The organism is Aquibacillus rhizosphaerae (genome assembly GCF_030282825.1).
Lineage (GTDB): Bacteria > Bacillota > Bacilli > Bacillales > Amphibacillaceae > Aquibacillus_C > Aquibacillus_C rhizosphaerae.
Map to the genome: position 1 here is coordinate 33,668 of NZ_JASTZU010000048.1, position 23,784 is coordinate 57,451.

General features: G+C 35.0%; 22 protein-coding genes, 2 pseudogenes and 2 riboswitches. Of the genes and pseudogenes, 15 read left to right on the forward strand and 9 right to left on the reverse strand.

The genetic code is table 11. The features are described from left to right. The 6 genes from QQS35_RS15180 (at position 1) to QQS35_RS15205 (ending at position 5,048) form a co-directional block, all read left to right on the forward strand. Positions 1 to 969 (forward strand): permease prefix domain 1-containing protein, encoded by a 969-nt coding sequence (locus QQS35_RS15180; RefSeq protein WP_285933064.1) that lies wholly within the window; start codon positions 1 to 3, stop codon positions 967 to 969. A 175-nt stretch (positions 970 to 1,144) separates the two neighbouring features. Beyond that, positions 1,145 to 1,570, forward strand: a complete 426-nt coding sequence (locus QQS35_RS15185) for a hypothetical protein (RefSeq protein ID WP_285933065.1) — start codon at positions 1,145 to 1,147, stop codon at positions 1,568 to 1,570. Between the two features lie 20 nt (positions 1,571 to 1,590). Beyond that, entirely contained in the window at positions 1,591 to 2,142 is a 552-nt protein-coding gene (locus QQS35_RS15190) for an SF0329 family protein (RefSeq protein ID WP_285933066.1), read from the forward strand. A 242-nt stretch (positions 2,143 to 2,384) separates the two neighbouring features. Continuing rightward, positions 2,385 to 2,594: a hypothetical protein gene (locus tag QQS35_RS15195; protein ID WP_285933067.1), complete on the forward strand. Its 210-nt coding sequence runs from the start codon at positions 2,385 to 2,387 to the stop codon at positions 2,592 to 2,594. A 194-nt stretch (positions 2,595 to 2,788) separates the two neighbouring features. Then, a complete protein-coding gene (locus tag QQS35_RS15200) occupies positions 2,789 to 4,108 on the forward strand; it encodes a diguanylate cyclase domain-containing protein (protein ID WP_285933068.1) in 1,320 nt (439 codons plus the stop codon). A gap of 79 nt (positions 4,109 to 4,187) precedes the next feature. Further along, positions 4,188 to 5,048 carry an SDR family oxidoreductase gene (locus QQS35_RS15205; RefSeq protein ID WP_285933069.1) on the forward strand — a complete coding sequence of 287 codons (861 nt, stop codon included), beginning with the start codon at positions 4,188 to 4,190 and terminating at the stop codon, positions 5,046 to 5,048. 73 nt (positions 5,049 to 5,121) lie between these two features. Here the strand turns inward: QQS35_RS15205 and QQS35_RS15210 are convergent, their stop codons facing one another. Further along, positions 5,122 to 6,162, reverse strand: coding sequence for an LCP family protein (locus QQS35_RS15210; RefSeq protein WP_285933070.1), 1,041 nt, complete (start codon positions 6,160 to 6,162; stop codon positions 5,122 to 5,124). Positions 6,163 to 6,634: 472 nt separating this feature from the next. On the opposite strand from QQS35_RS15210, the gene QQS35_RS15215 reads away from it, so the two are divergent. The 3 genes from QQS35_RS15215 (at position 6,635) to QQS35_RS15225 (ending at position 9,674) form a co-directional block, all read left to right on the forward strand. Continuing rightward, complete coding sequence (locus QQS35_RS15215) at positions 6,635 to 7,198, forward strand: RNA polymerase sigma factor (protein WP_285933071.1); 564 nt, start codon at positions 6,635 to 6,637, stop codon at positions 7,196 to 7,198. A 99-nt stretch (positions 7,199 to 7,297) separates the two neighbouring features. Next, a riboswitch (purine riboswitch) is annotated at positions 7,298 to 7,399 on the forward strand. A 335-nt stretch (positions 7,400 to 7,734) separates the two neighbouring features. Next, on the forward strand, positions 7,735 to 8,328 hold the full coding sequence (locus QQS35_RS15220; RefSeq protein ID WP_285933072.1) for a xanthine phosphoribosyltransferase: 594 nt from the start codon (positions 7,735 to 7,737) through the stop codon (positions 8,326 to 8,328). Positions 8,329 to 8,357: 29 nt separating this feature from the next. After that, positions 8,358 to 9,674 (forward strand): nucleobase:cation symporter-2 family protein, encoded by a 1,317-nt coding sequence (locus QQS35_RS15225; protein ID WP_285933073.1) that lies wholly within the window; start codon positions 8,358 to 8,360, stop codon positions 9,672 to 9,674. A gap of 109 nt (positions 9,675 to 9,783) precedes the next feature. Here the strand turns inward: QQS35_RS15225 and QQS35_RS15230 are convergent, their stop codons facing one another. The 3 genes from QQS35_RS15230 to QQS35_RS15240 are packed head-to-tail and all read right to left on the reverse strand — an operon-like array spanning position 9,784 to position 12,962. After that, on the reverse strand, positions 9,784 to 10,173 hold the full coding sequence (locus QQS35_RS15230) for a GtrA family protein (protein WP_285933074.1): 390 nt from the start codon (positions 10,171 to 10,173) through the stop codon (positions 9,784 to 9,786). A gap of 10 nt (positions 10,174 to 10,183) precedes the next feature. Further along, a complete protein-coding gene (locus QQS35_RS15235; RefSeq protein ID WP_285933075.1) occupies positions 10,184 to 11,215 on the reverse strand; it encodes a glycosyltransferase family 2 protein in 1,032 nt (343 codons plus the stop codon). Positions 11,216 to 11,243: 28 nt separating this feature from the next. Next, positions 11,244 to 12,962 (reverse strand): DUF6044 family protein, encoded by a 1,719-nt coding sequence (locus QQS35_RS15240; RefSeq protein ID WP_407933970.1) that lies wholly within the window; start codon positions 12,960 to 12,962, stop codon positions 11,244 to 11,246. A 125-nt stretch (positions 12,963 to 13,087) separates the two neighbouring features. On the opposite strand from QQS35_RS15240, the pseudogene QQS35_RS15245 reads away from it, so the two are divergent. Both QQS35_RS15245 and QQS35_RS15250 read left to right on the forward strand, forming a co-directional pair. After that, positions 13,088 to 13,463 (forward strand): annotated as a pseudogene (locus tag QQS35_RS15245) (hypothetical protein). Positions 13,464 to 13,480: 17 nt separating this feature from the next. Beyond that, the gene (locus tag QQS35_RS15250; RefSeq protein WP_285933076.1) at positions 13,481 to 14,737 is read left to right on the forward strand and encodes an erythromycin esterase family protein; all 1,257 of its coding nucleotides are present in this window, start codon (positions 13,481 to 13,483) and stop codon (positions 14,735 to 14,737) included. Between the two features lie 82 nt (positions 14,738 to 14,819). Here the strand turns inward: QQS35_RS15250 and QQS35_RS15255 are convergent, their stop codons facing one another. From QQS35_RS15255 to QQS35_RS15270, 4 genes are all read right to left on the reverse strand, one after another. Continuing rightward, positions 14,820 to 17,870, reverse strand: coding sequence for an efflux RND transporter permease subunit (locus QQS35_RS15255; protein ID WP_285933077.1), 3,051 nt, complete (start codon positions 17,868 to 17,870; stop codon positions 14,820 to 14,822). Between the two features lie 494 nt (positions 17,871 to 18,364). Continuing rightward, entirely contained in the window at positions 18,365 to 19,726 is a 1,362-nt protein-coding gene (locus tag QQS35_RS15260) for a PFL family protein (RefSeq protein WP_285933078.1), read from the reverse strand. 14 nt (positions 19,727 to 19,740) lie between these two features. After that, complete coding sequence (locus QQS35_RS15265) at positions 19,741 to 20,013, reverse strand: ACT domain-containing protein (protein WP_285933079.1); 273 nt, start codon at positions 20,011 to 20,013, stop codon at positions 19,741 to 19,743. A gap of 154 nt (positions 20,014 to 20,167) precedes the next feature. Continuing rightward, positions 20,168 to 20,246: riboswitch (glycine riboswitch) on the reverse strand. 292 nt (positions 20,247 to 20,538) lie between these two features. Continuing rightward, a complete protein-coding gene (locus tag QQS35_RS15270; RefSeq protein ID WP_285933080.1) occupies positions 20,539 to 20,901 on the reverse strand; it encodes a helix-turn-helix domain-containing protein in 363 nt (120 codons plus the stop codon). 302 nt (positions 20,902 to 21,203) lie between these two features. Between QQS35_RS15270 and sda (QQS35_RS15275) the strand changes: the two genes are divergently transcribed. Continuing rightward, positions 21,204 to 21,335 (forward strand): sporulation histidine kinase inhibitor Sda, encoded by a 132-nt coding sequence (gene sda, locus QQS35_RS15275; protein WP_285933081.1) that lies wholly within the window; start codon positions 21,204 to 21,206, stop codon positions 21,333 to 21,335. Positions 21,336 to 21,442: 107 nt separating this feature from the next. On the opposite strand, the gene sda (QQS35_RS15280) is transcribed toward sda (QQS35_RS15275), so the two are convergent. Continuing rightward, positions 21,443 to 21,589: a sporulation histidine kinase inhibitor Sda gene (gene sda, locus QQS35_RS15280; protein ID WP_285933082.1), complete on the reverse strand. Its 147-nt coding sequence runs from the start codon at positions 21,587 to 21,589 to the stop codon at positions 21,443 to 21,445. Between the two features lie 180 nt (positions 21,590 to 21,769). Between sda (QQS35_RS15280) and QQS35_RS22940 the strand changes: the two are divergent. The 3 genes and pseudogenes from QQS35_RS22940 to QQS35_RS15290 form a co-directional block, all read left to right on the forward strand. Then, positions 21,770 to 22,105, forward strand: a pseudogene (locus QQS35_RS22940) (DUF2294 domain-containing protein); the annotation flags it as partial. After that, positions 22,096 to 22,440: a Na-translocating system protein MpsC family protein gene (locus tag QQS35_RS15285; protein ID WP_285933083.1), complete on the forward strand. Its 345-nt coding sequence runs from the start codon at positions 22,096 to 22,098 to the stop codon at positions 22,438 to 22,440. The pseudogene QQS35_RS22940 and the gene QQS35_RS15285, both read left to right, overlap by 10 nt. Before the next feature lie 472 nt (positions 22,441 to 22,912). Continuing rightward, on the forward strand, positions 22,913 to 23,656 hold the full coding sequence (locus QQS35_RS15290) for a Cof-type HAD-IIB family hydrolase (protein ID WP_285933084.1): 744 nt from the start codon (positions 22,913 to 22,915) through the stop codon (positions 23,654 to 23,656). The last annotated feature ends 128 nt before the right edge of the window (positions 23,657 to 23,784 follow it).

Consider the following 23,784-nt stretch of genomic DNA (forward strand, 5'->3'; position numbering starts at 1 on the left):
GTGGAAACAATTAATAATTATTTAGAAAATATGTTTGCAAGTTTACCAAACACAGAGGAAATGCGGAAATTAAAAGAAGAATTATTATCTAATATGGAAGAGAAGTATCATGAGCTTAAAAGAGATGGAAAAACAGAAAATGAGGCAATTGGTATCGTCATTTCTGAATTCGGTAATATTGATGAATTGATTCATGAATTTGATATTCCTGTAGATAAGAATGAGGAAGAACTCCCAACTATTATCACAGATAAAGAAGTAAATAATTATTTAGAGGCAAGTGAAAAATTCGGAAAAGTTATTGGTATTGGCGTTTTTATGTGTATTATAGCTTCAGCACAACTAGTCTTAATTTCACAATTAGTCGAGGATAACGTAATTGTTGGTGTTTCAGAACAAGCAGGAAGTATTATTGGATTAGTTCCATTTTTCATACTTATAGCCATTGCAGTAGGTTTATTTATATACTCAGGAATGAAGATGGAAAAATATAAGTATATTGAAGACGGTGTAGAAGTCACTTCCAACACCAAAACGTATCTTAGACAAAAAAATGAAGCATTCCAGTCAACTTTTACAATATCATTAATTATTGGTGTTGCTTTATGTATTTTGTCACCTATTATATTGTTTATTACTTCCATTTATAGTGACGGTGCATCAGTTTATGGTGTGGTAGCTCTTTTATGTATGGTTGCAGTTGCTGTTTATATTTTTGTTTATTACGGGACAATCAGAGATAGTTATAAGAAGCTTTTGAGGATTGATGAATTTTCAAAATACAAGCAAGAAGAAAATAGAATTATAGGTGCAGTTGCATCCATAATCTGGCCACTAGCCGTTGTTATTTTCTTGATTAGCGGTTTGGTATTTAATCAATGGCATATTAATTGGATTGTATTTCCGATTACAGGGTTGTTATTTGCGATGTTTAGTGGAGCCTATTCAATTCTAAAAGAAAAACATTAATTAAAATAACTTTAGAAAATGTGAATAATAGAGACGTCATAGAAATACAACTGTTTTTCTTGTTATCCAGTGGTATAATATCTTTACAAAATATGTAAGGATATTTTGGATCATGGACATAGAAAGCGCAGTAGAAATAAGATTTTCACAAAACCCTTGAAAGTGAGAGAGAAAGATGAAAACTATGTATTGCTTACTGATATTCTTAGTGTTATTTGTAATTGTGGGTTGTCAGATATCTGGGGAAACAATGGTTTTATTAGATGAAAAAATAGAAGTGATAAACGTCTCCGCCGGCAATGAGGTTGGCAACATCAATACGAATACAATCATCTCTTTAACTGATAAAGAATCGATTGAAGCATTGGAAACTGTTATAAGGACAGCAGTAAAGCAAAAGGTGGATGTTAATAATAGTACTCCTGATTTTGATATATTAGTAGAGTATGCGGAAGGTTTCCCTGGGCATCCAATTCATTTATGGTTAGCTGAAGATGAGGAGCCTAGCACGCTAATGTACATAGTTGATGAAGAGCGAGTTACGTATAAGACGACTTCTAAGTCAACTATTCAGTTAAGAGAATTATTGATGACAAAATAACTTACCAGGAGGAAGATTACTTGCAATGGAGTAAAACGAAAAAAATGCTTGAAAGCTTTCTATGTGAAAAATTACAATCTCGTATTCAAATCCATGCAACAGTCTATCGGAAGTTTCATGATCAACCAAGCAGAGTTTGGATTATGTTTGATAAACAAGAGATCTTAAGTGCTTCAGATATGATCTATAATATAGAGCATGAAAAGATATATCAGCAAATAAAAAGTGAGAGAAAGCTTTTGCCTATTCCAACCAACGTCGATCTTTTAACAAGGTTTCACACATTTGAACGAAAAGCATTGGTGGAGGCCTCTGTAAATGCAGATTCATTTTTATTGAAAAAAGAGACTTTTCAAGCATACGATTTATATAAAGTTTTCATGGAATATAATAACTTATCGATAGAAGAAGCCTTAGAATCAGAGAATAACATAACAAAGGCATTTGCGATGTTTGATCGACGCTTAGGGAAAAGAAGGTTGCGTAAATTAACTTTCACAGGTAAAGAAGGTTCGATTATAGTCTTGTTTTATAAAGTACGATGTCAGGTTGAAAATATAGCCATTCTATAGAATTAAACGAAAAGCCTTCAAAGTATTGGAGGCTTTTTTAAATTATCTAAAAGATATACAGCTTTAAGGTTTTTTTAAGCTTTCCTGTATAAAATGTTTTTAAGTTAAGTGCTTCTGATTTAGCGCATGAAAGTTTAATCGAAGAGGAGTTTTAGCACATTAACGATTACAGAAGAGCAATTATTAAAATTAAGGATACATATAGTCAAATTGTCAGAAGCTTTCAACAAACTGCAAGTGGTGTGACAAGGATTAATACAAAATCGAAAATGATATCAAACCAAATAGAAAATGCATCTACGACAGCGGAAGAATTTGCAGCTAGTACGGAAGAAATATCAGCAGCGGGACAAGAGCAACTTGCGTCAACTGAGGTTATAGCGCAATCGTCCAAAAACTTAAACAACTTGGCTAGTGAATTATATGCTGAAATAAATAAATTAAAAGTTTAATAGTTTTATTAATCAAAGAAGTAGATCAAATTGTATCTGCTTCTCTTGTTGAAGTAAAAGACCTGTTTATAAACAGATGCTATATTTTTTTAAATTCTGAGAATAGTGTAAATTTCATCTAATTATGCGTGGTATAATTAAGTTTATAATATGATTAATAATCGAATATCGATTATAGATAGAAGGGATATACAATGAATTTATCTGATCAATTATTGGTTCTGAAGGATAATGAACCACAAATACGTTTGTTAATCGATATGGTCCAAGAATTTATTGTTTTAAAGGACGGGCAGGGTAGATGGATAGTAACTAATAAACAAGTTCTTGATGCTTACGAACTTCAAGGATGCGATTATCAAGGGAAAACGGATGAAGATTTAATAGAATTCAGTCCAAAATATAAAGAAGCTTTTCGATATAATTTAACAACAGATCAGCTTGCATGGGAAAAAGGTTCTGCTTTGCAAGTTGAAAAGTCACTTCGTGGACCAGATGGACAATTGCAAACATGGGAAGTTATTAAAACCCCTGTCTTTAATGATAAAGGAGAACCGAATCACCTGATTATAGTAAGTCGTAATATAACAGCACGAAAAAAAGCTGAGGCGATATTGCAAGCTAGTGAAATGAAATACCGTTTAATTGCGGAAAATATGAAGGATATTATTGTTATATTAGATAGAATGGGTAATATGCAGTATCTTTCCCCTTCTTTTGAACATATTTTGGGATATCTTGGTAAGGGGTTTATTGGAGAAAGCATAATGAAAATTGTTCACCCTAGTGACTATGCACTGGTGAGAAATAGTTTTAAAGAGATGATTATTCATAAAATATCTAGAAAGAATTTAGAATTCAGATGCCAAGACGTTACTGGTCATTATGTCTGGTTTGAAGTGAATTGGTCTTGTGTTTTTAAAGATAATGGTGAAATAGATCATGTCATTGCCGCAGCGCGTGAAATTACTGATCGTAAGAAATATGAAACTCGCTTAGAGACAATGGCCTACCATGACTACTTAACAAATATTCCCAATCGACGCTTCTTTATGAAAGAACTGCCAAAGGCTATGACCGAGGCTGATTTAAAAGATAATCAGGTTGCAATTGTATACCTGGACCTAGATCATTTTAAGCATATAAATGATACAAAAGGACACGATTTCGGTGATGACTTACTTATTCACTTTGTTAAAAGAATCCAAAGTAATCTTCGGTTAACCGATATGATAGCTAGAATCGGAGGCGATGAATTTGTCATCTTGTTAACGACCTTAGATAGTGTCGATGAAGCAAAGTTAATCGTAAAAAGGATCTGTGATTCTTTAAAAGAAGAGTGGAGGATAAACGATTATGTGTTCCAAACTACCTCTTCCTTTGGAGTTGCGTTATACCCTGGGGACGGGAATACTGTTCATGAATTGATTAGTAAAGCTGATGAAGCCTTATACAAGGCAAAAGATTCTGGCAGAAATCAAGTCCATTTTCATAATGGATTGGATGTAAGTTAATAAAGAAGCGGGGACCAACAGAGGTTCCTGCTTCTTCATGATTATAGATTAAAGTTAGACGCGAGAAAGGTGGAAAAAGATGGATAGGAATAGTGTCGTTATTGTAACAGGTGCGAATTCTGGGATGGGTTTGGCAACGTCGATGGCTCTTGCTAGGACGGGTGCTACAGTTGTAATGTTATGTCGTAGTGAAAAACGCGGAAAATTAGCACTTGATGAGGTGAAGCGTGAAAGTGGAAATGATTCTGTTATGTTAATGGTTTGTGACCTCGGTTCACATAAGAGTATAGCTGACTTTTGTTTGGAATTTAAGAAAAGGTACCAGCGGCTTGATGTGTTAATTAATAATGCGGGTGTTGTCATCCCTGGGCGGCATCAAACTTTAGACGGATATGAATTGCAATTTGGAGTTAACCATCTTGGTCACTTCCTTTTAACTAACATGTTACTTGAAGTCTTGATTGCGAGTGCACCTGCAAGAATAATTAATGTAGCATCAGGAGCACATAAGATAGGGAAAATTCATTTTAAAGATGTAAACTTAAGTGAAAATTATACGGTTTGGCGTGCCTATGCACAAGCCAAATTAGCAAATATTCTTTTTACATACCAGTTAGCTGAAAAGCTTGAAGGGACAGGAGTTACAGCTAATTGCCTGCATCCTGGAGCGGTAGCAACTAATATGGGCATTAATAGAAAAACTGGTTTCGGCACTTATATTACTAAATTACTAAAGCCATTTTTTCAGACTTCAGCGGAAGGAGCTGCCACCACCATATACCTTGCCACCTCTAATGATGTAAATGGTGTGACAGGAAAATATTTTTATAAGAAGCGTCCAATAGACTCTTCCAAGAAATCATATGATAAAAATTCAGCAAAAAAAATTTGGGATTTAAGTGAGGATATGACAGGGGTTCAAAGGTTTAATAATATTTAGAAAAATAAATAATATTTAGAAAAATAAATTAAAAAGGGAAAATGATATCAATATCATCTTCCCTTTTAGATGTTTATTCCGTAGTATTGCTCGTTGTAGTATCTTCTAATTCTAACTCTTGCTTTATTTGACTAGAAGCTGTTGCTAATCCATCTTCTGTATAAATAAAATACCAGAGCCCATCAACTCTATTGTCTTCACCCTCAATTTCAAATGTTTCAATTTCAGACGCGTCCATGGAAGAGTATGCTTTTTGTAAAGCATAGATCTCAGATGCTTTTAAACTAGTCTCTACATTTTCCCCTAAGATGTCAGTGATTTCACCAACTTTAAAAATAGTACCTGCTGAAATTGCTTGGTCTATGGTTGCTTGAATAAATTGGCGTTGTCTCTCATCACGAGGATAAATTGTGTTTACATCTCGTTTACGCATGCGTACAAATGCCAGGGCTTCTTCTCCATTTAATTCCGAAGGACCTTGTGTAAAATATACTTTCTCATTATTATTGTAAATGTTTTTTTCCCAAAATCCTTCTTTAATGTCTATTGTCACTCCACCTAGTGAATCAACAATATCTCTAAAGCCTTCAAAATTAACAGTTATATATTCATCTATCGGAATATCAAGCAAATCCTCAACTTTTTCTACAGTTAATTTGTTCGCTCCATACCCGGACATGGATCCATAAGTATAAGAGGAATTGATTCTGTGAAAACCAGCATGTAACTCTGTTGCTTCTTCTGCAGTAAATTCCACACGTGTATCCCTTGGAACAGAGGTCATTGTCATCTTATTCGTTTTAGGATTTAAAGTTACTACAATCTGCGTGTCAGCACGCCCGTTTTCTCCACCAGAAGAATAATCTTCGACACCGATAAGCAAGATGGATATCGGATCATCCCCAATTGTGACAGCTTCCTCTCTCCGTTCGGATTTTTCTCCAGGACGATCTAAGCTATCATAAGAATCATTTGCTGCATCCATAGCTTGATAGAATATGTAAATACCAGCTCCTAATAGGATAGCAAAGATTAATAACACGGAATAAATAATCCGCTTTTTCAATTTTTTCGACTTTTTTTGCTTTCTGTGATCTGATCTTAGTTCATTCAATAAAAATACCTCACTTTAATTCCATTTATTACGGTAAATATCAAAATAAGAATCCTAGCATAATTTTATACCATAAATGTTGACTTCGTTTTTTAAAGTTTTATTTCAGTCCTTATTATAGTTGAAAAGCTATTAGTTAACAATACAGACTTTATATTAACCCTAGGGATATTGTTTTTTTTAGAGCTAAAGAAGTTTTTAAAAAATCGGAGATGCATAGCTCCAGGGCCTACTGCTCTTTACCACATAGATGTTCGTTTTGATTGCCCTAGGGTGAGCACAAAGGAATGCTACCAGTACATAGTTAATTGAGTCAATTTCATAATTACCTTATTTAGTCATAGGTGACGACAAAATTGTTTGAAATTGATTAAATTTAAAAATTACTTCATTTTATTTCATATTAATAATTTTCTAGTGTAGTTTTATGTTAAAATATGTAAAACGATGAAAAAAATAGGGGATATGTTGTATGGTGGACTATAATTTAATTACGCAAGCGAAGGAAGGCTGCGATGAGGCTTTCGCAAAAATATTTGATCAATTTAGCCCTATTGTTCGGCGATATGCTCTGTCCATTAGATTTCCTTATGATGATATTCCTGACTTGGTTCAAGAAGTTTTTGTGAAAGTGTACCGGTTCATTAACCAAGTTGATGAAACAACATTTTATGTTTGGTTGTATAGGATTACACTAAATACTGCAAGAGACATGGGAAGAAAACAATTAGTCTGGCAAAATAAATTTACCTTGCTAATAAAAGATCCAAATCAATTATTAGGTTTCTCTAGTAATATAGAAAAAGATTTAGTAAATAAAATGGAGAGTGAGCAATTAATTGCTTGTATCAAAGAACTCGATGAGAAATATAGATTACCGCTTATCCTTCATTTTTTCTATTTTGTTAAATATGATGAAATAGCTCATCTATTAGGTGTTAAAGCCTCTACGATTAAAGTTAGAGTATTCCGAGCAAAAAAACAAATCGCAGATAAAATAAATAATATAGAAGAACTAGAATCCGTGATAAATTAGGAATATAGTTATTATTCTTAGATTCAAGATTAAGTTTGAGGTTTTCAATTGTTGTATTATCCGTTATAATGCAATATATCTTAGAAAACCTAAGGCATAACTTTCAAAATATATCAAACTCGTATAATAGCAGGGATACGGCCTGCGAGTATCTACCGGACTACCTTAAATGGTCTGACTACGAGTAAGCATGCATATGTTTATGAGAAAACTTTCCTCTTTAATCGGGAACGTTTATTTTTTCTCAGGAGAACATGAGCTTACTTTAATAGTAGGCTTATGTTCTTTTTTTTGTAGCTAAGAAAGTATAAAAGTTAGGAGATGTCTAGCTCCAGCGCCTACCTGAGACGAACATCTTTGTGGTAAAGAGCCCCACATAGATGTTCGTCTTAATTGCCTGCCCTAGGGTGAGCAAGGCGCCCTGAGATTTTTTTATAGAAAAAAGGGTGGGATTAGCCAGTTAGAGCATTACTTGTTGACGAAGATGAAGGCAGTTTAGAAAATTATTAAATATAAAGAAGGGGTCGATAACATCTATGAAGCTATTAAGAGAAAAAATCGAGTTAGAAGGAATTGTACTTAATGAGAACGTGCTAAAAGTGGATGCGTTTATTAACCATCAAATGGATCCAGTGCTTATGAAAGAAATTGGCAAGGAATTTGCAGCTCGATTTAAGACGGAAAAAATCACAAAAATATTGACAATTGAATCATCTGGGATAGCCCCTGCAATTATGACTGGACTTGAACTTAATGTGCCTGTGATTTTTGCTCGAAAAAGAAAGTCATTGACACTTACAACGGATTTATATACTTCTACGGTTTATTCGTTTACGAAGCAAGAATCTAATGAAATCACGGTTTCCAAAGATTACATTTGCGAGGGTGATCATGTATTAATTATAGATGATTTTCTGGCAAATGGTCAGGCTGCGATTGGGTTAGCAGGTATTGTGGAACAAGCAAAGGCAAAAGTTAGTGGAATAGGTATATTAATAGAGAAATCATTCCAACCTGGTGCAAATGAAATTATTGCTAAAGGTTATCGATTGGAATCTTTAGCTAGAATCGAATCCTTAAAAGATGGAAAAGTGAATTTTGCACCAAAGAGACAAATACAAAACATATAGAGAAAAGATAATACAGGGGGGAAACACGTGTGAGAAACAATGCAATAAAAACTTGGTCGGTTGGTTTGCAACATGTATTAGCGATGTATGCAGGTGCAATTCTTGTACCATTAATCGTTGGTGGGGCACTCAATCTCACCTTTGAACAATTAACGTATTTAATATCTATTGATTTATTAGCGTGTGGTGTAGCAACACTACTACAAGTGTGGAAGAATAAATTTTTTGGCATAGGGTTACCAGTCATGCTAGGTTGTACATTTACTGCGGTTGGTCCAATGATTGCAATTGGTAGTCAACATGGTATTTCATCTATCTATGGTTCCATTATCGTATCTGGTTTATTTGTAGTTTTAATTTCCAAATATTTTAGTAAATTGAATAAGTTTTTCCCAGCTGTTGTGACAGGCTCAGTAGTCACTATTATTGGGTTAACGCTTATTCCGGTTGCAATGCAAGATATGGCCGGTGGGCAAGGAAGTGATGACTTTACGAGTACAAGTAATTTACTTTTATCCTTTGGTGTTCTTGCATTTATATTATTATTGAACAAATTTGCTACGGGTTTTGTACGAGCAATCTCTATCTTACTTGGATTAATTGCAGGAACGATTGCAGCTTACTTTTTTGGTATGGTAGATTTCACGGAAGTAGGGGAGGCTTCTTGGTTTCACATGATAAAACCTTTTTATTTTGGGGTGCCGACTTTTGAAATCTCCGCTATTTTAACGATGATTTTAGTTGCGATTGTTAGTTTAATTGAATCCACAGGAGTCTATCTTGCATTAGGCGATATTACTGAGCAGGAAGTATCAGAGGAAGACTTATCTAAAGGGTATCGTGCAGAGGGTCTTGCTATCGTGTTAGGTGGAATTTTTAACGCATTTCCTTACACTGCCTATTCACAAAATGTTGGCTTAGTTCAATTAACAGGTGTTAAAACAAAGAATGTAATTTTTGCAGCTGGTACGATTTTAGTTGTTTTAGGTCTTTTACCTAAAGTAGCAGCAATAACGACATTGATTCCTACGGCTGTATTAGGAGGGGCTTCTATAGCAATGTTTGGTATGGTTGTAGCCTATGGTATTAAAATGTTAAGTCGGGTTGATTTTAACCAACAAGGAAATTTACTAATTGTAGCATGCGCATTAGGATTGGGGTTAGGGGTCACGGTTGTTCCTGAGATTTTTGCAAATCTACCTGAAAGTATTCGTATTCTAACTGAAAGTGGAATTGTCGCAGGGAGTATGACGGCTATACTATTAAATATTCTTTTTAACATTGTTCCAAATAGTAATAAAGAAAGTGATTCCGAGAACGAATATCAACAACAGAAAGCATCTTGATACAGCAAATCTCCCTCAAGTATAGGCTTGAGGGAGATTTGCTATTAGAGAGAAAAATCTCGTAGTGCCTTCAAAACAAGAAAAACCCTTGTTTCCAAAAGGTGCCTTTCTATTTCAAAAAAACAAATCTTTTTTGTCCAAAGTAATTTAATAAAGTGTACATAGCAGCACCGATTAAAATAGCAATGTCTTCTACATAAAGTAGAGGAACCTCAGCTATAGATTGAATAATCTGTGTTGCGACGCGAATTCCTATAGCGTATGCGATTACGTAGCAAACACAAATCACTGCTAAATATCGGATAACAGTATGTTGGACGGGTAGTGTGCTCCTGAAAGTAAACGTCTTGTTTAATAGATAACTTGTACAGGCACCAACAGCGTTACCTAAAGCAGTTGACGTCCAATAAGACATACCTGTATATAATAAAATGTACATGGTAGTTAGTCCAACAAAAGTATTGATTATTCCTACTAACAAAAAGCGAGAAAAAATCATAAAAGCTAACCTAACGCTTCCATTGCACTTTTTTAGCGTTTAAGGTTTGGTTTTCTTTTGGCTTCAAGTAAGAAAGTGGGTCCTTATTCGTATATAAATCAACGTCTATAGCATATTTTGGTCGTTTTTTCGTTTCCATAAATACCCTACCGATATATTCGCCAATAATTCCAATTCCCATAAGTTGCAACCCACCAATAAACCAAATGGATATCATCAATGAAGTCCAGCCAGCATCAGTAACTCCAAACAGTTTCTGTATAATAGCATATGTACCTGCAATCCCGCTCAGAAAAAACAAGGTAAAACCTATCATTGTAATGAAACGAATCGGAGCTACACTAAAAGAGGTGAGACCATTAAAAGCAAAAGAAAGCATTTTCTTAAGTGGATACTTAGTTTCACCAGCATATCTTTCTTTACGATCATAAAGTACTTCAGTAGACCTAAATCCAATCATAGGTACAATTCCTCTTAAAAATAAATTCACTTCCCTATATTTGCTTAATTGTTTTAATACACGACAACTCATTAGTCGGTAATCTGCATGGTTATAAACTAAGTTAATTCCTAACTTACCCATCAATTTGTAAAATGACTGTGCGGTTGTTCGCTTGAAATAAGTATCAGTTTTTCTACTATGGCGTACACCGTAGACAACCTCATACCCGTCTTGGTATTTCTCTACAAAGTCACGAATAACAGATATATCATCCTGTAAATCTGCATCAATAGAGATAGCACAATCACAGTCTTTTTGCGCTCGCTCGAGTCCAGCTAATAATGCTGTTTGGTGTCCGACATTACGTGCTAACCGTAGGCCAGTAACATATTTGTTTTTGGTACTTGATCTAGCAATGATTTTCCAGGTGTTGTCTATACTGCCATCATCAACAAACAATAACTTGCTACTGGGTGCTAGTAACTTTTCCAGAGTTAGTTGATGTAGTACAAGTGTTAGTTGATCTATTGTTTCATTTAAAACTTCTTGTTCATTGTAACAAGGTATTACAATCGTTAAATGAGGTTGTGTTCTATTCAAAATCATACCTCCTCGTAAAATGGTTTGGTTATACTGACGGAAGTTTTACTTTATAAAGATATATTTTCCAAGCTGAATTTGAATGGTCAAAAGCTTTTTCCAAAAATAAGTTATTTTCTTCTGCATTTATAATTGGAACGGAGGAGAAAATATAGCTCCCTCCCATATCTTTAAAAGCCTGAATATTTAGATCTAAATCTTTAATCTTCTTGTCTGAATCCTTCTTATAATTGTACTTTTTTCCAAGTTCATCGACAAAAAGATAGCAACGGCTACCCCATTCATCAAAGTATCGTTTTAACCCAGAATTTTTTTCTAACTCATTCGCTATTATTTTCCTGAACTTATATTTATATGTAAGTGGGTATAGATTGTTATACGTATCTAGTGTGTAAAACCCATTATACTGCGCAATTGCTGGGTGAAGCCCGATACTAGCTACACGGTATTCCTGTTGGGAGGTACCAATATAGTTTTTAATTTGTTTAAATTGCTCTTCTGCATAAAATTCTCGGAAGGATGGTGTCTTATGATAGATTCCATAATGTACTTCTTCATTAAAAGGGATTAGAACGATTAATTGAGCAATAACAACACCGGTAGCAACTGCTTTCCACTTTTTTCCCATGTTCCATAAAATCGAACATGCGATAGCAAAGCTCATATAAATTACGAGTGGGCGCAAAAAATGAAAGCGAGCAAAGTTAAAAGTTACTAATAAATCAAATCTTTCCTTTAATGGTGTCCAGAATTCGTTGAACCAAAGAGCATACCAAAGTGACAATCCATAGTTTAATATGAATAGAAATATAAATAGTTTTTCAATCCGTTGTTTTTTTCTAAATAAAAGGAGTCCAAGCGTTAGAAACAGGATTGGCATAATAATCATGGCATGAACAGTCATCACATGTGTATGACCAAGGAAAAAATTCCTTATTGATAAATCCACCGAATGCAGTAAATCATGTCTAGATGAAATGAATTCCGTTCGGTGCATTGGTTGATGTTCGGTGATAAGAGAGAAGACAAGTCTATATTCAATTGCCAAGAAAACTATAGTCATAAAGGCTATACTAGCTAAAAAAACTAAATTCCATTCTTTCTTTTTAAGAAGGTCATAAAGCCATAATAGGGAGACGGCCGCTAAAAAAAAGAAAAAACCGAGAACAATGCTAGCGTATAAAGGAATTAATCCAAGCGTAATCCAATTTTTCCAAGACAAATCTCCTGAACGAATATTTAAAAACGCCCATAGAGCTAAGGGATGTCCTAATGTACTTAGCATCCCTGATGGCCAAAAAGGAGTAAATGCAAATGCAAGTGCAACCCCCACACGAATTAGCGCTTTTCTTTGATCACGAATAAAGTGTTTTCTAAGTAAAAGATACATACCAAAAAATGCAACCATTCTAGTAAGAGCCTGACTTAAGGCATAAGCTGTCATCGTAGGGAATAATTCATGTAGCCAAACAATAATACTCCATTCTGTACCAAAAGTATTTCGTGGTAACCCATTAATAACTTGCGGAATAGTTGCTCCTAATTCGCCGAACGTTTCACCACTTTCATGCAAGACTTTATACCAAGCAAGATTGGAATCTAAATTATCGTGAACTCTTATGTGAGCGTCCTCTCCTAATAGGAAGAGAGGAGAGAGAAATAAAGCTAATAAGAATAAAGCAATAAGTAAGTATGTTTTTTCATTATATTGTTTTACGATTGACACTGAATAACACATCCATTGCATATCAAGATTATCTCAACTCAAATGTAGTATGAACAATAATTTGTGGAAAATGTATCCTCTTTAGAAAAAGATGCAAAGTAATATTGACCAAATTGGAGAGAGTAAGTAGCAAAAAGGGTGTTTAAATGGCTGATAAAATTGTTGAAACAGTTAATCATAAATTAGAAGACCAAATTGAAAAAGAGGGTAATGGATTACGTTCACCAAAAATTGTAGATCTGCTACAGTGGAGGAATGGTATTTATTTCTCCCAAGGTACAAGGAGCCTAAGTTAGGTGGTGCAGCAGGAAAAGCAATTGTACATTATAACTTATTTGAAATCGAGATGTGTTCATCAATACGACGGTAATTTTTGATGACCCTGAAATTTTTAATTCGGAACTTCATCCACTTGTCTATACAATTTGTGATGAAATAATTAATCGACTTGTCGGTTATGCAGATACGTTATTGTCTGTTCACGCTGGTGATAACTCATATAGCGCAGAGTATAAACAATAATCATAAGGAGTTTAAAAATGGATATAAATAAAGCTATACAAGAAAGTGCCAAACCCTTTCAAACAATAAAGGATCTGACACCATTAATCAATCGTATTGGCGATGCAAAGATTGTGTTGTTAGGCGAATCTAGTCATGGTACTTCTGAGTTTTATTCGATACGAGCAGAGCTATCTAAACGTCTAATTGAAGAAAAAGGATTTTCGATTGTTGCTGTTGAAGGTGATTGGCCGGCAAGTCAAGCAGTCAATCGTTATATTAAGGGAAACAGTAATAAAATAAATGCCAAGGAAACATTAAAAGCATTCAAACGATGGCCAACATGGATGTGGGCAAATGAAGAAATGGTTGAATTTATCGATTGGTTGAAAGCCTATAATCAGTATAAGGATACAAGAGTTGGCTTTTATGGAATCGATGTCTATAGTCTTTGGGAATCAATAGATGAAATTATCAAGTATTTGAAAAAAACCGAACCTTTAGGGGCTGATTTAGAGCTTGCTAAGAAGGCATTCGCATGTTTTGAACCTTTTAACAGACAGGAAGACCAATACGCTATTTCATCTTCTTTTTTTTCGGAAGACTGTGTTGAAGAAGTGGCTAAATTACTTGCTTCGATAAGGTCCAATCAAAAGTTATATAGTGATGATCTAGAAAGTGATTTAAATCTAAAAATGAATGCACTTGTAGCAAAAAATGCAGAAGAGTACTACCGAACAATGGTGAAAAGTGATGTGGATTCTTGGAACACCCGTGATAACCATATGGTTGAAACGTTAAATGAAATTAGAAATTATCATGGTGAAAATTCAAAGGTGATTGTGTGGGAGCACAATACACATGTTGGTGACGCATCTGCTACCGATATGAAATCGGAAGGAATGGTAAATGTAGGTCAACTTGTACGCGAACATAACGAAAAGAAAGACGTTTATATTGTTGGATTTGGTACACATCAAGGAACTGTGATTGCTGCGGACAAATGGGGAGTAAATCTTGAGCAGATGATTGTCCCACCAGCGGAAGTGGGTTCATGGGAAGATGTAATGCATCAGGCAGGTGCTTTTAATAAGTTTATACTCTTTGATGATCAAAATAGGAATTACTTCAATCAAGTCATTGGTCATCGTGCAATTGGTGTTGTGTACAATCCTGTATATGAATCGTATGGGAATTATGTTCCTTCGATTATATCGAAACGCTATGATGCTTTTATTCATGTAGATCGTTCCATGGCTTTAAGACCACTGGAGCAAATTGAAGCATATTTGTAAAAGGGTTATTAGTCATCTTTGTATCCATTTCGAATCAAAAAGACTCCTCATCAGAAGAATTACTGATGGGGAGTCTTTTGTTTTATACAGTTTTTTTCTGTAAAACACTATTGTTCTCATATTGTTCTATTTGTTGTTTATCCTTTTTGGTAAACAAGCGATAAACGGCTGGTATGAGCAATAAAGTAATAAATGTTGCAAATAGTAAACCTGAGATAATCGCTGTTGCCATTGGAGCCTGGTAATTTCCTGTAGTACCTGAAGCTAATGCAAGTGGTAACATACCGCCAGCGGTCGTCAAGGTTGTCATAAATATCGGACGAATACGATCTTTTCCAGCTATTATCAAAGCTCTGTCAACAAGATATCCTTGGTTACGAAGCTGATTAGTACGATCTATTAACAGGATAGCATTGTTTAAGACGATGCCAATTAACATAATAACACCCATCCCTGTCATGGCGCTAAGTTCCTGTTGTGTTAAAAATAAGCCAAGAATTACCCCTACAATTGTCATTGGTATGACTGACATAACTATAATTGGATGGATTAAATGATTAAATTGTACCGCCATTACAAAGTAAACTAAGAAAATTGCTATGGCTAAGACAATTATCATGTCTTGAATTAATTGTTGTTGTTGCTCTAGATCGCCAGCGACAGATATTGTATATCCATTAGGAGAATCATACTTTTTAATTAATTGTTGAACTTCACGATTTATTGATCCAAGATCCTTGCCATCAATATCTGCTGAAATAGATATATACCGTTCTCCATCAACATGGGTTATTTCATTAGGTGTTTCAACGGTTTTAAGACTTATTAAGTTTCCTAATGCCGTTTCTCCAGTTTGCGTGGGAACTTTCATGGTAAGCAACTCGTCAGTCGTCTCAATTTTATCATCCCACTTCACAAGTAGCGGGACAGTTTCTTCTGCTACAGTCATTTCACCTATCGGTAGATTTAAAAATGTTTGTTCAAGATATTGTTTCATTTGTAGCTGAGAAAGGTTTGCTTTTTCTATTTCAGTTTGGTTAAGTTCAATCTGCTGTTCAGGTGACGTGCGGTCTATCGAGCTACTAATTCCAACGATACCGTCAATATTGGATAAGTCCTCCATGAAGTCTTCACCTAAGGTACTAAGTTGCTCGAAGTTTTCTCCTTCGATATTTACTTGGACCGGATATCCTCCATCCCCACCACTCATCGTTCCTTGGACGCTCTTTATTGGGTAATCATCCTGAAGAGCTCTTAATGTACGAAAAATTTCTTCATTTACTTCTTCTTGTTCTTTTATTATGTCATTGCCCGTGGTCATATTAATAACCGAATATAGCATTCCCACGTTATCATCCATGACATAGTTGGTTTCAACATCCTCAATCTTCGATAACTCTTGATTGATTTTTTTGATTAATGCTTCTTTGTCTGGTTTTGATAAACCTGTTTCAACATTGACCATAATTTCTGCATAACGGTTAAATACATCCGGCATAATTGTCATCGGTATTTTAGTGATTAGAAATAAAGAGCTAACGAAAATTAGTAAAAACAATCCGATTACAGCTAGACTATTTCTTTTTTTCTTAACGACCCAATTAATTATGTTACCATACTTCCTTAGTAATTTTCCTTCTGGTTTGTTATGGTTAGTATCTTTTACTTTTAAGAACTTTTCCGAAAGCGCAGGAATTAGTGAGAAAGATACAATCACAGAACTAATTAGTGTAATGGCAACTACAATGGAAAGCATAATCATAAACTGACCCATTTCACCGCCAAGCATTCCTATCGGGAGAAATACAACGATTGTTGTAAGCATCGATGCAATTACTGCTGTTGCAACTTCTTTTGTTCCTGTAATAACGGCTTCTAAATTCTTCAATCCCTGTTCTTTTTTCTGGTAGATAGACTCCAATATAACAATAGAAGAATCAACCATCATCCCAATACCAAGTCCAAGCCCGATAAGAGTAAGGATATTTAGACTGTAGTCAAAAAGCCACATCACGGTAACGGTTAATAGGACAGAAGTAGGGATGGAAAGCCCAACAATGATCGTCGCCCTTATATTACGTAAGAATAACAAGAGAATGACTATCGCAATCACACTACCAATTAATATGTTTGTTGTGACACCATCAATAGAATCTTGAACGTAATCAGCTTGCGAGACCATTTCATCTAATTCATAGCTACTGTTTATTAGATTTTCATCGCGAATGCGCTGGACTTCTTCTCGGACAGATTGCGCCATTTCGATCTGTGTAGCGTCAGAAGTACGACCTATCTGAACAAATACTAAATCTTTATTTCCATCTTTCCATACAGAGGAGGAACTCTCTAAAGGCTGTATAGATACTGTTGCAATATCGCCTAGCTCAATAAAGCCAGTCGAAGTGGCTAGCTTAACGTCTTCGATATCTTTAGAAGAAGTTAGTGTTGTCTGCCACCGCAAAGAGGAGGATGACTCTTCTTTAGTGGTAATGCTTCCTACCGTAGCTTCTGTATTAGATTGTTGTATCATTGTAATTATTTGTGAAATATCTAAACCACTTTCCACAACTGCTTCTCGGTCAAACTCAATGACAGCCTCATGTTCAAGCGTGCCCATCAGTGCTACATCACGGACTTCGGGCAAATCTTCTAACCTTGGTTCGAGCGTATCTTTGGCAAAGGTACTCATTTCATCCATATCCCCACCAGATACAACCATATAAAAATCATAGCTTTGGCTTGTGCCAATTAGTCCTGTCTCGAAATCTTTTATACTAGAAATTTCGGTAGTTTTAGCTTGAACAACCGATTCTACTTCTTTTATGAGTTCATCACCTTGGCCTTGTGTAAGGGATAATTGGATTGAACTATTACCAACCGTAGTAGTTGATTGAGTGTCTTCAACCCCTTTAATAGCAAGCAATTCTTTTTCGAGTGGCGTTGTAATGGTGCGTTCGATTTCAATTGTGGATACATCACCAGCATTGATTGATACATAAGCTGCATCAAAATCGAGCGGTGGCATTAGTTCTTTATCAAGCTTTAACACACTAAAACTTCCAATCATTACGACTAAAACGGCTAACAAACCGATTAGTATTTTCTTCTGAACAAGAAACTTAACCATATTCATTTTTAAAATTCCCTCCAACTTTTTAGAAAATCTAGTAACCCTGGCATATTTTCTTATGTATTTACTTGTAGATGAAATAACTTGGTTAATTAGTGAATTTGCTTCCTAATAAGTATCATATAGGGGAAGCATGAAGTTTATAATGAGCTAGAGGTGTATTTTAAATAAGTCTTAGGTCTTATTTAAAAATTATTTTGAAGATTGCCTTCAATGATGTTATGGAGTATAAAAAGGGTGTTCTCTTAAAGGCTGTTGACTAAAATACTATAAAGTCTGGACTAAGTATTCTTAACCTTTTTGTGCCACTCATTCCTAGATGATGGATGATTGAAGTAGCACTGGATTTAGCATTCGTCTTAGATAGAATCAAGAAATTTACTGCGGACTTTCTATCAACTGTGATAAATAAAAAGTACTCATGCAGACAAAAGCATAAAAAAACTACAACATACCGAATAGGACTAGGGTATGTTATAGTTAATAAATAAAATGATTTAGTTAATTAATGCTTGTAATGGAGCTGGAATCCTACCACCGCGATTAATAAATTTGTCTGATCCAAACGGGTTAACACCCATCACCGGCGCTCGACCTAGAAGACCTCCAAACTCGACTGTATCGCCTTCTTGCTTACCAACAACAGGTATAACCCTTACTGCAGTTGTTTTCTTATTAATCATTCCAATTGCTGCTTCGTCAGCGATAATGGCCGCCAACGTTTCTGGGCTCACATCACCAGTAAGAGCAATCATGTCTAATCCTACAGAACAAACACAGGTCATTGCTTCAAGCTTAGAAAGTGTTAAAGATTTGTCCTCAATCCCTCGTATCATCCCGTTGTCTTCGCTGACAGGAATAAATGCACCGCTAAGTCCACCAACATAGGAACTGGCCATTGCGCCTCCCTTTTTGACAGCATCATTCATGAGTGCTAATGCAGCAATCGTGCCATGTGTTCCAACCCGTTCCAATCCTATTTCTTCTAATATCTCTGCTACACTATCATTAAGAGCATTTGTTGGAGCTAATGATAAATCCATAATTCCAAAAGGTACATGAAGTCGTTCAGCCACGACTCGTCCTAATAACTCACCAGCCCTTGTAATTTTGAAGGCTGTTTTTTTAATAATATCAGCAACTTGCCCGAGGTCTGCATCTGGAAATCTTTTTAAAGCGTTTAAAACAACACCAGGTCCACTTACACCTACACTGACTACTGCTTCTCCTTCACCTGAGCCGTGAAAAGCGCCAGCCATAAATGGATTGTCTTCTACAGGATTACAAAAAACAACGAGTTTTGCACAACCAATTCCATTACTGTCTTTCGTTTTTATCGCTGTTTTTTTTATTATATTCCCCATTTGTTTGACAGCGTCCATATTGATTCCTGTCTTAGTTGTGGCAACTGAAATCGAAGAACAGACGCGACTAGTCTTGCTTAGAGCATCTGGTAATGCATCGAGTAGAACTTGATCCCCTTTTGATATACCTTTATGTACTAGGGCGGAGTAACCACCGATAAAATCCACCCCTAAATCGAGTGCAGCTTTATCTAACGTTTTTGCTATTTCAACAGCTTGTTCAGCAGTAGCATTACCGAGTATTTCCGCAACCGGTGAGACGGCAATTCGTTTATTGATAATTGGAACTCCATATTCTTTTACTACTTGCTCGACCACTGTTTTTAAGTTCCCTGCGTAGGAAGTAATCTTTTCATAAACTCGTTTGTTCATCTTGTCAAAATCAGAATCGGCACAATCACGTAAACTTATTCCCATTGTGACAGTTCGGATGTCCAAGCTTTCCATTTGGACCATTCGCATCGTTTCTTGGATTTCTGTAAAGGCAATCGACATATTATTCCTCCTTTTTAAACGCGGTGCATAGCTTGAAAAATATCTTCTAATTGGATGCTGATTTTTAGACTAAGTTCGTTTTCTAGAGCTTCAAATTGTTGCTGTAGTTCTTCTAAGTCATTTAACTCAGTCACATCGACTAGCATCATCATGGTAAAAAAGTCTTGCAAAATGGTTTGGCTAATATCTAAAATATTCATGTGGTTATCAGCTAAAACATTTGTCACTTTAGAGATAATTCCAATTTGATCTTTTCCGACAACACTCACTACTGCACGCTTTTGCATGCTCATCACCTCACAGATTAGATTATAAACGACTAATTACCTAGTTATGATTCCTTATTTGCAGAACTTTATTTGATTTCGTTATAGTTTTTTTGCACAAAAAAAGATTGGAGTTAATCCAATCTCACAGGGAAGAAAATGATTATATCTTCATGAAATATCTTCTGTCCTGTTTGCCTGAGATTGTGAATCCTTCGGCGCCGTTCATTTACGGACTCTCCAGAAGCCGCTCCGGTTATAGTTTCAACCATAACTATCATCGCATGCCAACTATATTCAATTAATAAAGGAATGGTAACAGTTTAGGAACTTTTCGTCAATAAAAATATAAACCTATGCTATACTATTTACCAAAATTCTGTGTATTTTGGAGGATTTCTTAGCAATTGTTTTATTGTTATACTATTCTAGTAGGTTAGAAATCGTGTTTGTTTAATCTGGGAAACGATTATAATGAAACCTTTTTAACTGGATAGTCGTAGTTTATTCGTGGTTTGATAACAATGATAAAAGCGATTATTCAATTTAGTTAAGTTGTTCTTTATCTTCCCTGCTTCTCCAATCAAGTAAGACGTCAATTATCGTTAACAACCTTTTGCGATCTTGTTCACTAATATTTAATATGTGTTTTTGAAGTTGGTTAATTGTATCATCATGTTGGTTGTTTAAAGGTGAAAAACGAAACAGTTCCTCTAAGGATATATGTAAGGCTTTTGTGATTTTTTCTAATGTGTCGATTGTAACGTTCTTTTCACCTCGTTCAAGCTGTCCGATATAAGTAGGGTGGATAGAAGCTAAGTGAGCTAATTCTTCTTGACTTAACCCCTGTTTCTTCCTGAACGCTCTCAGCCGTTCACCAATAACTTTTGCTAGTTCTGTTTTGGGCATACCTTTATTCACCTCTAATAAGAATATACCTCCAATTGATTAACAACCGAAGATACTGTGGATATTATTTTTATGATATTGAAATACTATAAATATTATTGTATGATTTAAGTTAAGTGTGCTAGTTATTCATATAGGTGTCTCTGGTTCGTAATTTTTCATCAACGAAATATATACTTAATTACTGGCCTTCCCTTCGTTACAGGGGAGATTTTTTATATTGTTTAAATAGGTAATGATTGATTGGAAAGTAATCCTTAGAAAGACTGATGCATTTAATGTATTTAATGAGGTGATTTGTTGTGTTTGAAACTTTGAGTAATGAAAAACTTGCAACGGCTTATCAAAAGGCTATAGAACTTAAACTTGATGAAGACTTTATTGAACTGTTAAAAAAAGAAATGATTAATCGAGATCTTGAAATAATTAGGTAAGGTGGATGGAATGATTTCTTCATTATGGATGAAGGGAGAAGCCATTCGCACAAATTTAAAGGAACCATCAAGAAACAGATTAATTGTCGTATGCTAGACTAGTACCCTTAATCACTACGATTTAAAACCTCTTCAAGGTTAATTCCCCTTAGTTGTATTTCATTTTCCAAAATCATTATAAAATCTTCGTTGTATTCTAAAGTAACAGCCTTGATATACGCTTCAACCAACAAGTTATCACTCAAAAAGTACAATTAATTAAAATCCCCTTTATTAGCGAATGGCTTTCTTTCCCTTCACCTACCATTATTATAAGGATATTGCACTTATCGTCCAAGTGGTAAAATTTACCGATAAATACTTTTAATTGCGACATACTAGAAGTTAACCGTAAAGAATTGAAGGCGATTTGATGGAACACTCAAAAAACTGCCGAATTAAGCAACTTTTTCGGCAAGTTTCTCCGTGACAATTTCGGTAAGGGACCGGAAGCCGTTCATGTCTCCATTTACGATATGTATCTAATAGTTTACATAAGAGGGTTTATATCACCACCGGAAAAGGTGTTATTAACACAAAAAAATTATTCCTTTATTGAAGAGACTAGAGATTTATTAATGACAACTTTTCCAGAAATAAAAACCAATACTTTTCAAATTACAGGTATGGAAATTCAAGAATTTTATTATGATTGGGCGATACATAATAAAAATGCAATGTTTGTCTGCATTGGTTCGGGGAAACAAAGAGTGAGCATCCATTGCAAATAACATTTAATGGAAAAAAAGAGATGGACAATGAAATAACACACGTTAGCCGTGTCGCAGAAAGAGTACCAGACGAACTTAACTCTTACATGCTCAATTCAAGGACCTTTCTATTTATACGAAATGGAATCTTGGTTAATATAGAAAAACAGTTAATTCGTGATGGACATCAAGAAATATTAAAGTTAACAAAAAGAAAATTAGAGAAAAAACTCCTACATAATAATAGTCATTTTGGAGAATATTTAAGTGCAAAAGTAATTGATATATTTGTTGATTGGGACTTTGATCGTGCTATAAGTGTGATTCTATTTATTGTAAGCCCAACCGACAGGTAAGGAGAATATGAAATATTGGAAAAGGGTACCCCTTTAGGGGTACCCTTATTGTGTAACTTGTTGTTTCACAAGTGTAAAAATTTAAATTTATTTTTTCAATTATATAAACCGCCGCGGTTCGTGTTCCACCTGGTTAGTTTTTTAACCTAAACGACATAAGCCCTACCTCTCTTACGTCCTAACGGCTCCGAAGCCGATCCAGTGTGAATAAGTGTTTCTATAAAACATGGCAGAATGCCAGAAATCTTTACCTTGTAGTGATTCAAGTTACTTCTTATGGCGAAGTATCAATGTATTATATTATAAACATTTACATATGTCAAATCTCAGTGAATCTTCCTTGTGAATTTTTAAAAATACTAACCCAGATACGAATGCATTATATTATGTGTAAGAGTGTTAAAAGATATAGTAAAATATAGAGTAATTGGCTATTCGTTTAATAAATAACCCTTGGAAAGGAGCTAAATATATGTTAAATAAGAATATTCGTCTAATCGCTTTAGACTTAGACGGGACACTGCTAGATGAAAACCAAGAAATTTCTGAAATTAATCGTAAGACGATAGAACTTGCACGCCAACAGGGAGTAGAAGTAATAATTTCTACTGGTAGACATTATTCCACCTGTTCTAAATATGCAAAGGAGCTTGGATTATCATCCTATCTTATTACAGTTAATGGGAGTGAGATCTGGAAGGTATCTGGTGAACTTGTAGATCGACAACTTATTGATGTGTCACTGGTGGAAATGCTTGTTCAATTACATAAAAAATATAAAACCTACGCATGGATGACTTCAACAAACCAAATTTGGAGAGGTGAACTTCCTGATCAGTTAGAAGCACACGAGTGGTTGAAATTTGGATTTGATACAGATAATCCATCCGTAAAACAGGTGATTATTGATGAACTGGCAAAACATAGTACTTTAGAAGTTAGCAATTCTAGTCAAACAAACATTGAAGTAAATGCAGTAGGTATTAACAAAGCTGTGGCAATTGAAAAAGTGTGTGAACATATTGGAATAACGTTAAACGAAGTAATGACAGTTGGAGACAGTTTGAATGATATAAAAATGATTGAAGCTGCTGGATTAGGGATTGCCATGGGGAATGCGCAGGAGCAAGTAAAAGAGGCTGCAGATTGGGTAACTGGTAAAAATACAGAAAATGGTGTTGCTCAAGCAATTAAGCACTGGGTATTAAAAATGTAACTGTTTGATTCAGATATTTCTGAAAAAAAAGGGGTTTTACTTGCAGGGTATGTAAGCTTGTAATAAGTTTATATATAGGGAAACTTTCAATTGGAACTACGTGAGTCTTAAAGTGTGTGTGAAAAAAG

Coding starts and splice junctions, on each gene's coding strand:
- QQS35_RS15240 (WP_407933970.1), bottom strand. CDS start 12,962: ATGCAATGGATGTGTTATTCAGTGTCAATCGTAAAACAATATAATGAA.
- QQS35_RS15205 (WP_285933069.1), top strand. CDS start 4,188: ATGGATAGGAATAGTGTCGTTATTGTAACAGGTGCGAATTCTGGGATG.
- QQS35_RS15250 (WP_285933076.1), top strand. CDS start 13,481: ATGGATATAAATAAAGCTATACAAGAAAGTGCCAAACCCTTTCAAACA.
- QQS35_RS15260 (WP_285933078.1), bottom strand. CDS start 19,726: ATGTCGATTGCCTTTACAGAAATCCAAGAAACGATGCGAATGGTCCAA.
- QQS35_RS15220 (WP_285933072.1), top strand. CDS start 7,735: ATGAAGCTATTAAGAGAAAAAATCGAGTTAGAAGGAATTGTACTTAAT.
- QQS35_RS15185 (WP_285933065.1), top strand. CDS start 1,145: ATGAAAACTATGTATTGCTTACTGATATTCTTAGTGTTATTTGTAATT.
- QQS35_RS15215 (WP_285933071.1), top strand. CDS start 6,635: ATGGTGGACTATAATTTAATTACGCAAGCGAAGGAAGGCTGCGATGAG.
- QQS35_RS15290 (WP_285933084.1), top strand. CDS start 22,913: ATGTTAAATAAGAATATTCGTCTAATCGCTTTAGACTTAGACGGGACA.
- QQS35_RS15265 (WP_285933079.1), bottom strand. CDS start 20,013: ATGCAAAAGCGTGCAGTAGTGAGTGTTGTCGGAAAAGATCAAATTGGA.
- QQS35_RS15255 (WP_285933077.1), bottom strand. CDS start 17,870: ATGAATATGGTTAAGTTTCTTGTTCAGAAGAAAATACTAATCGGTTTG.
- QQS35_RS15230 (WP_285933074.1), bottom strand. CDS start 10,173: ATGATTTTTTCTCGCTTTTTGTTAGTAGGAATAATCAATACTTTTGTT.
- QQS35_RS15270 (WP_285933080.1), bottom strand. CDS start 20,901: ATGCCCAAAACAGAACTAGCAAAAGTTATTGGTGAACGGCTGAGAGCG.
- QQS35_RS15200 (WP_285933068.1), top strand. CDS start 2,789: ATGAATTTATCTGATCAATTATTGGTTCTGAAGGATAATGAACCACAA.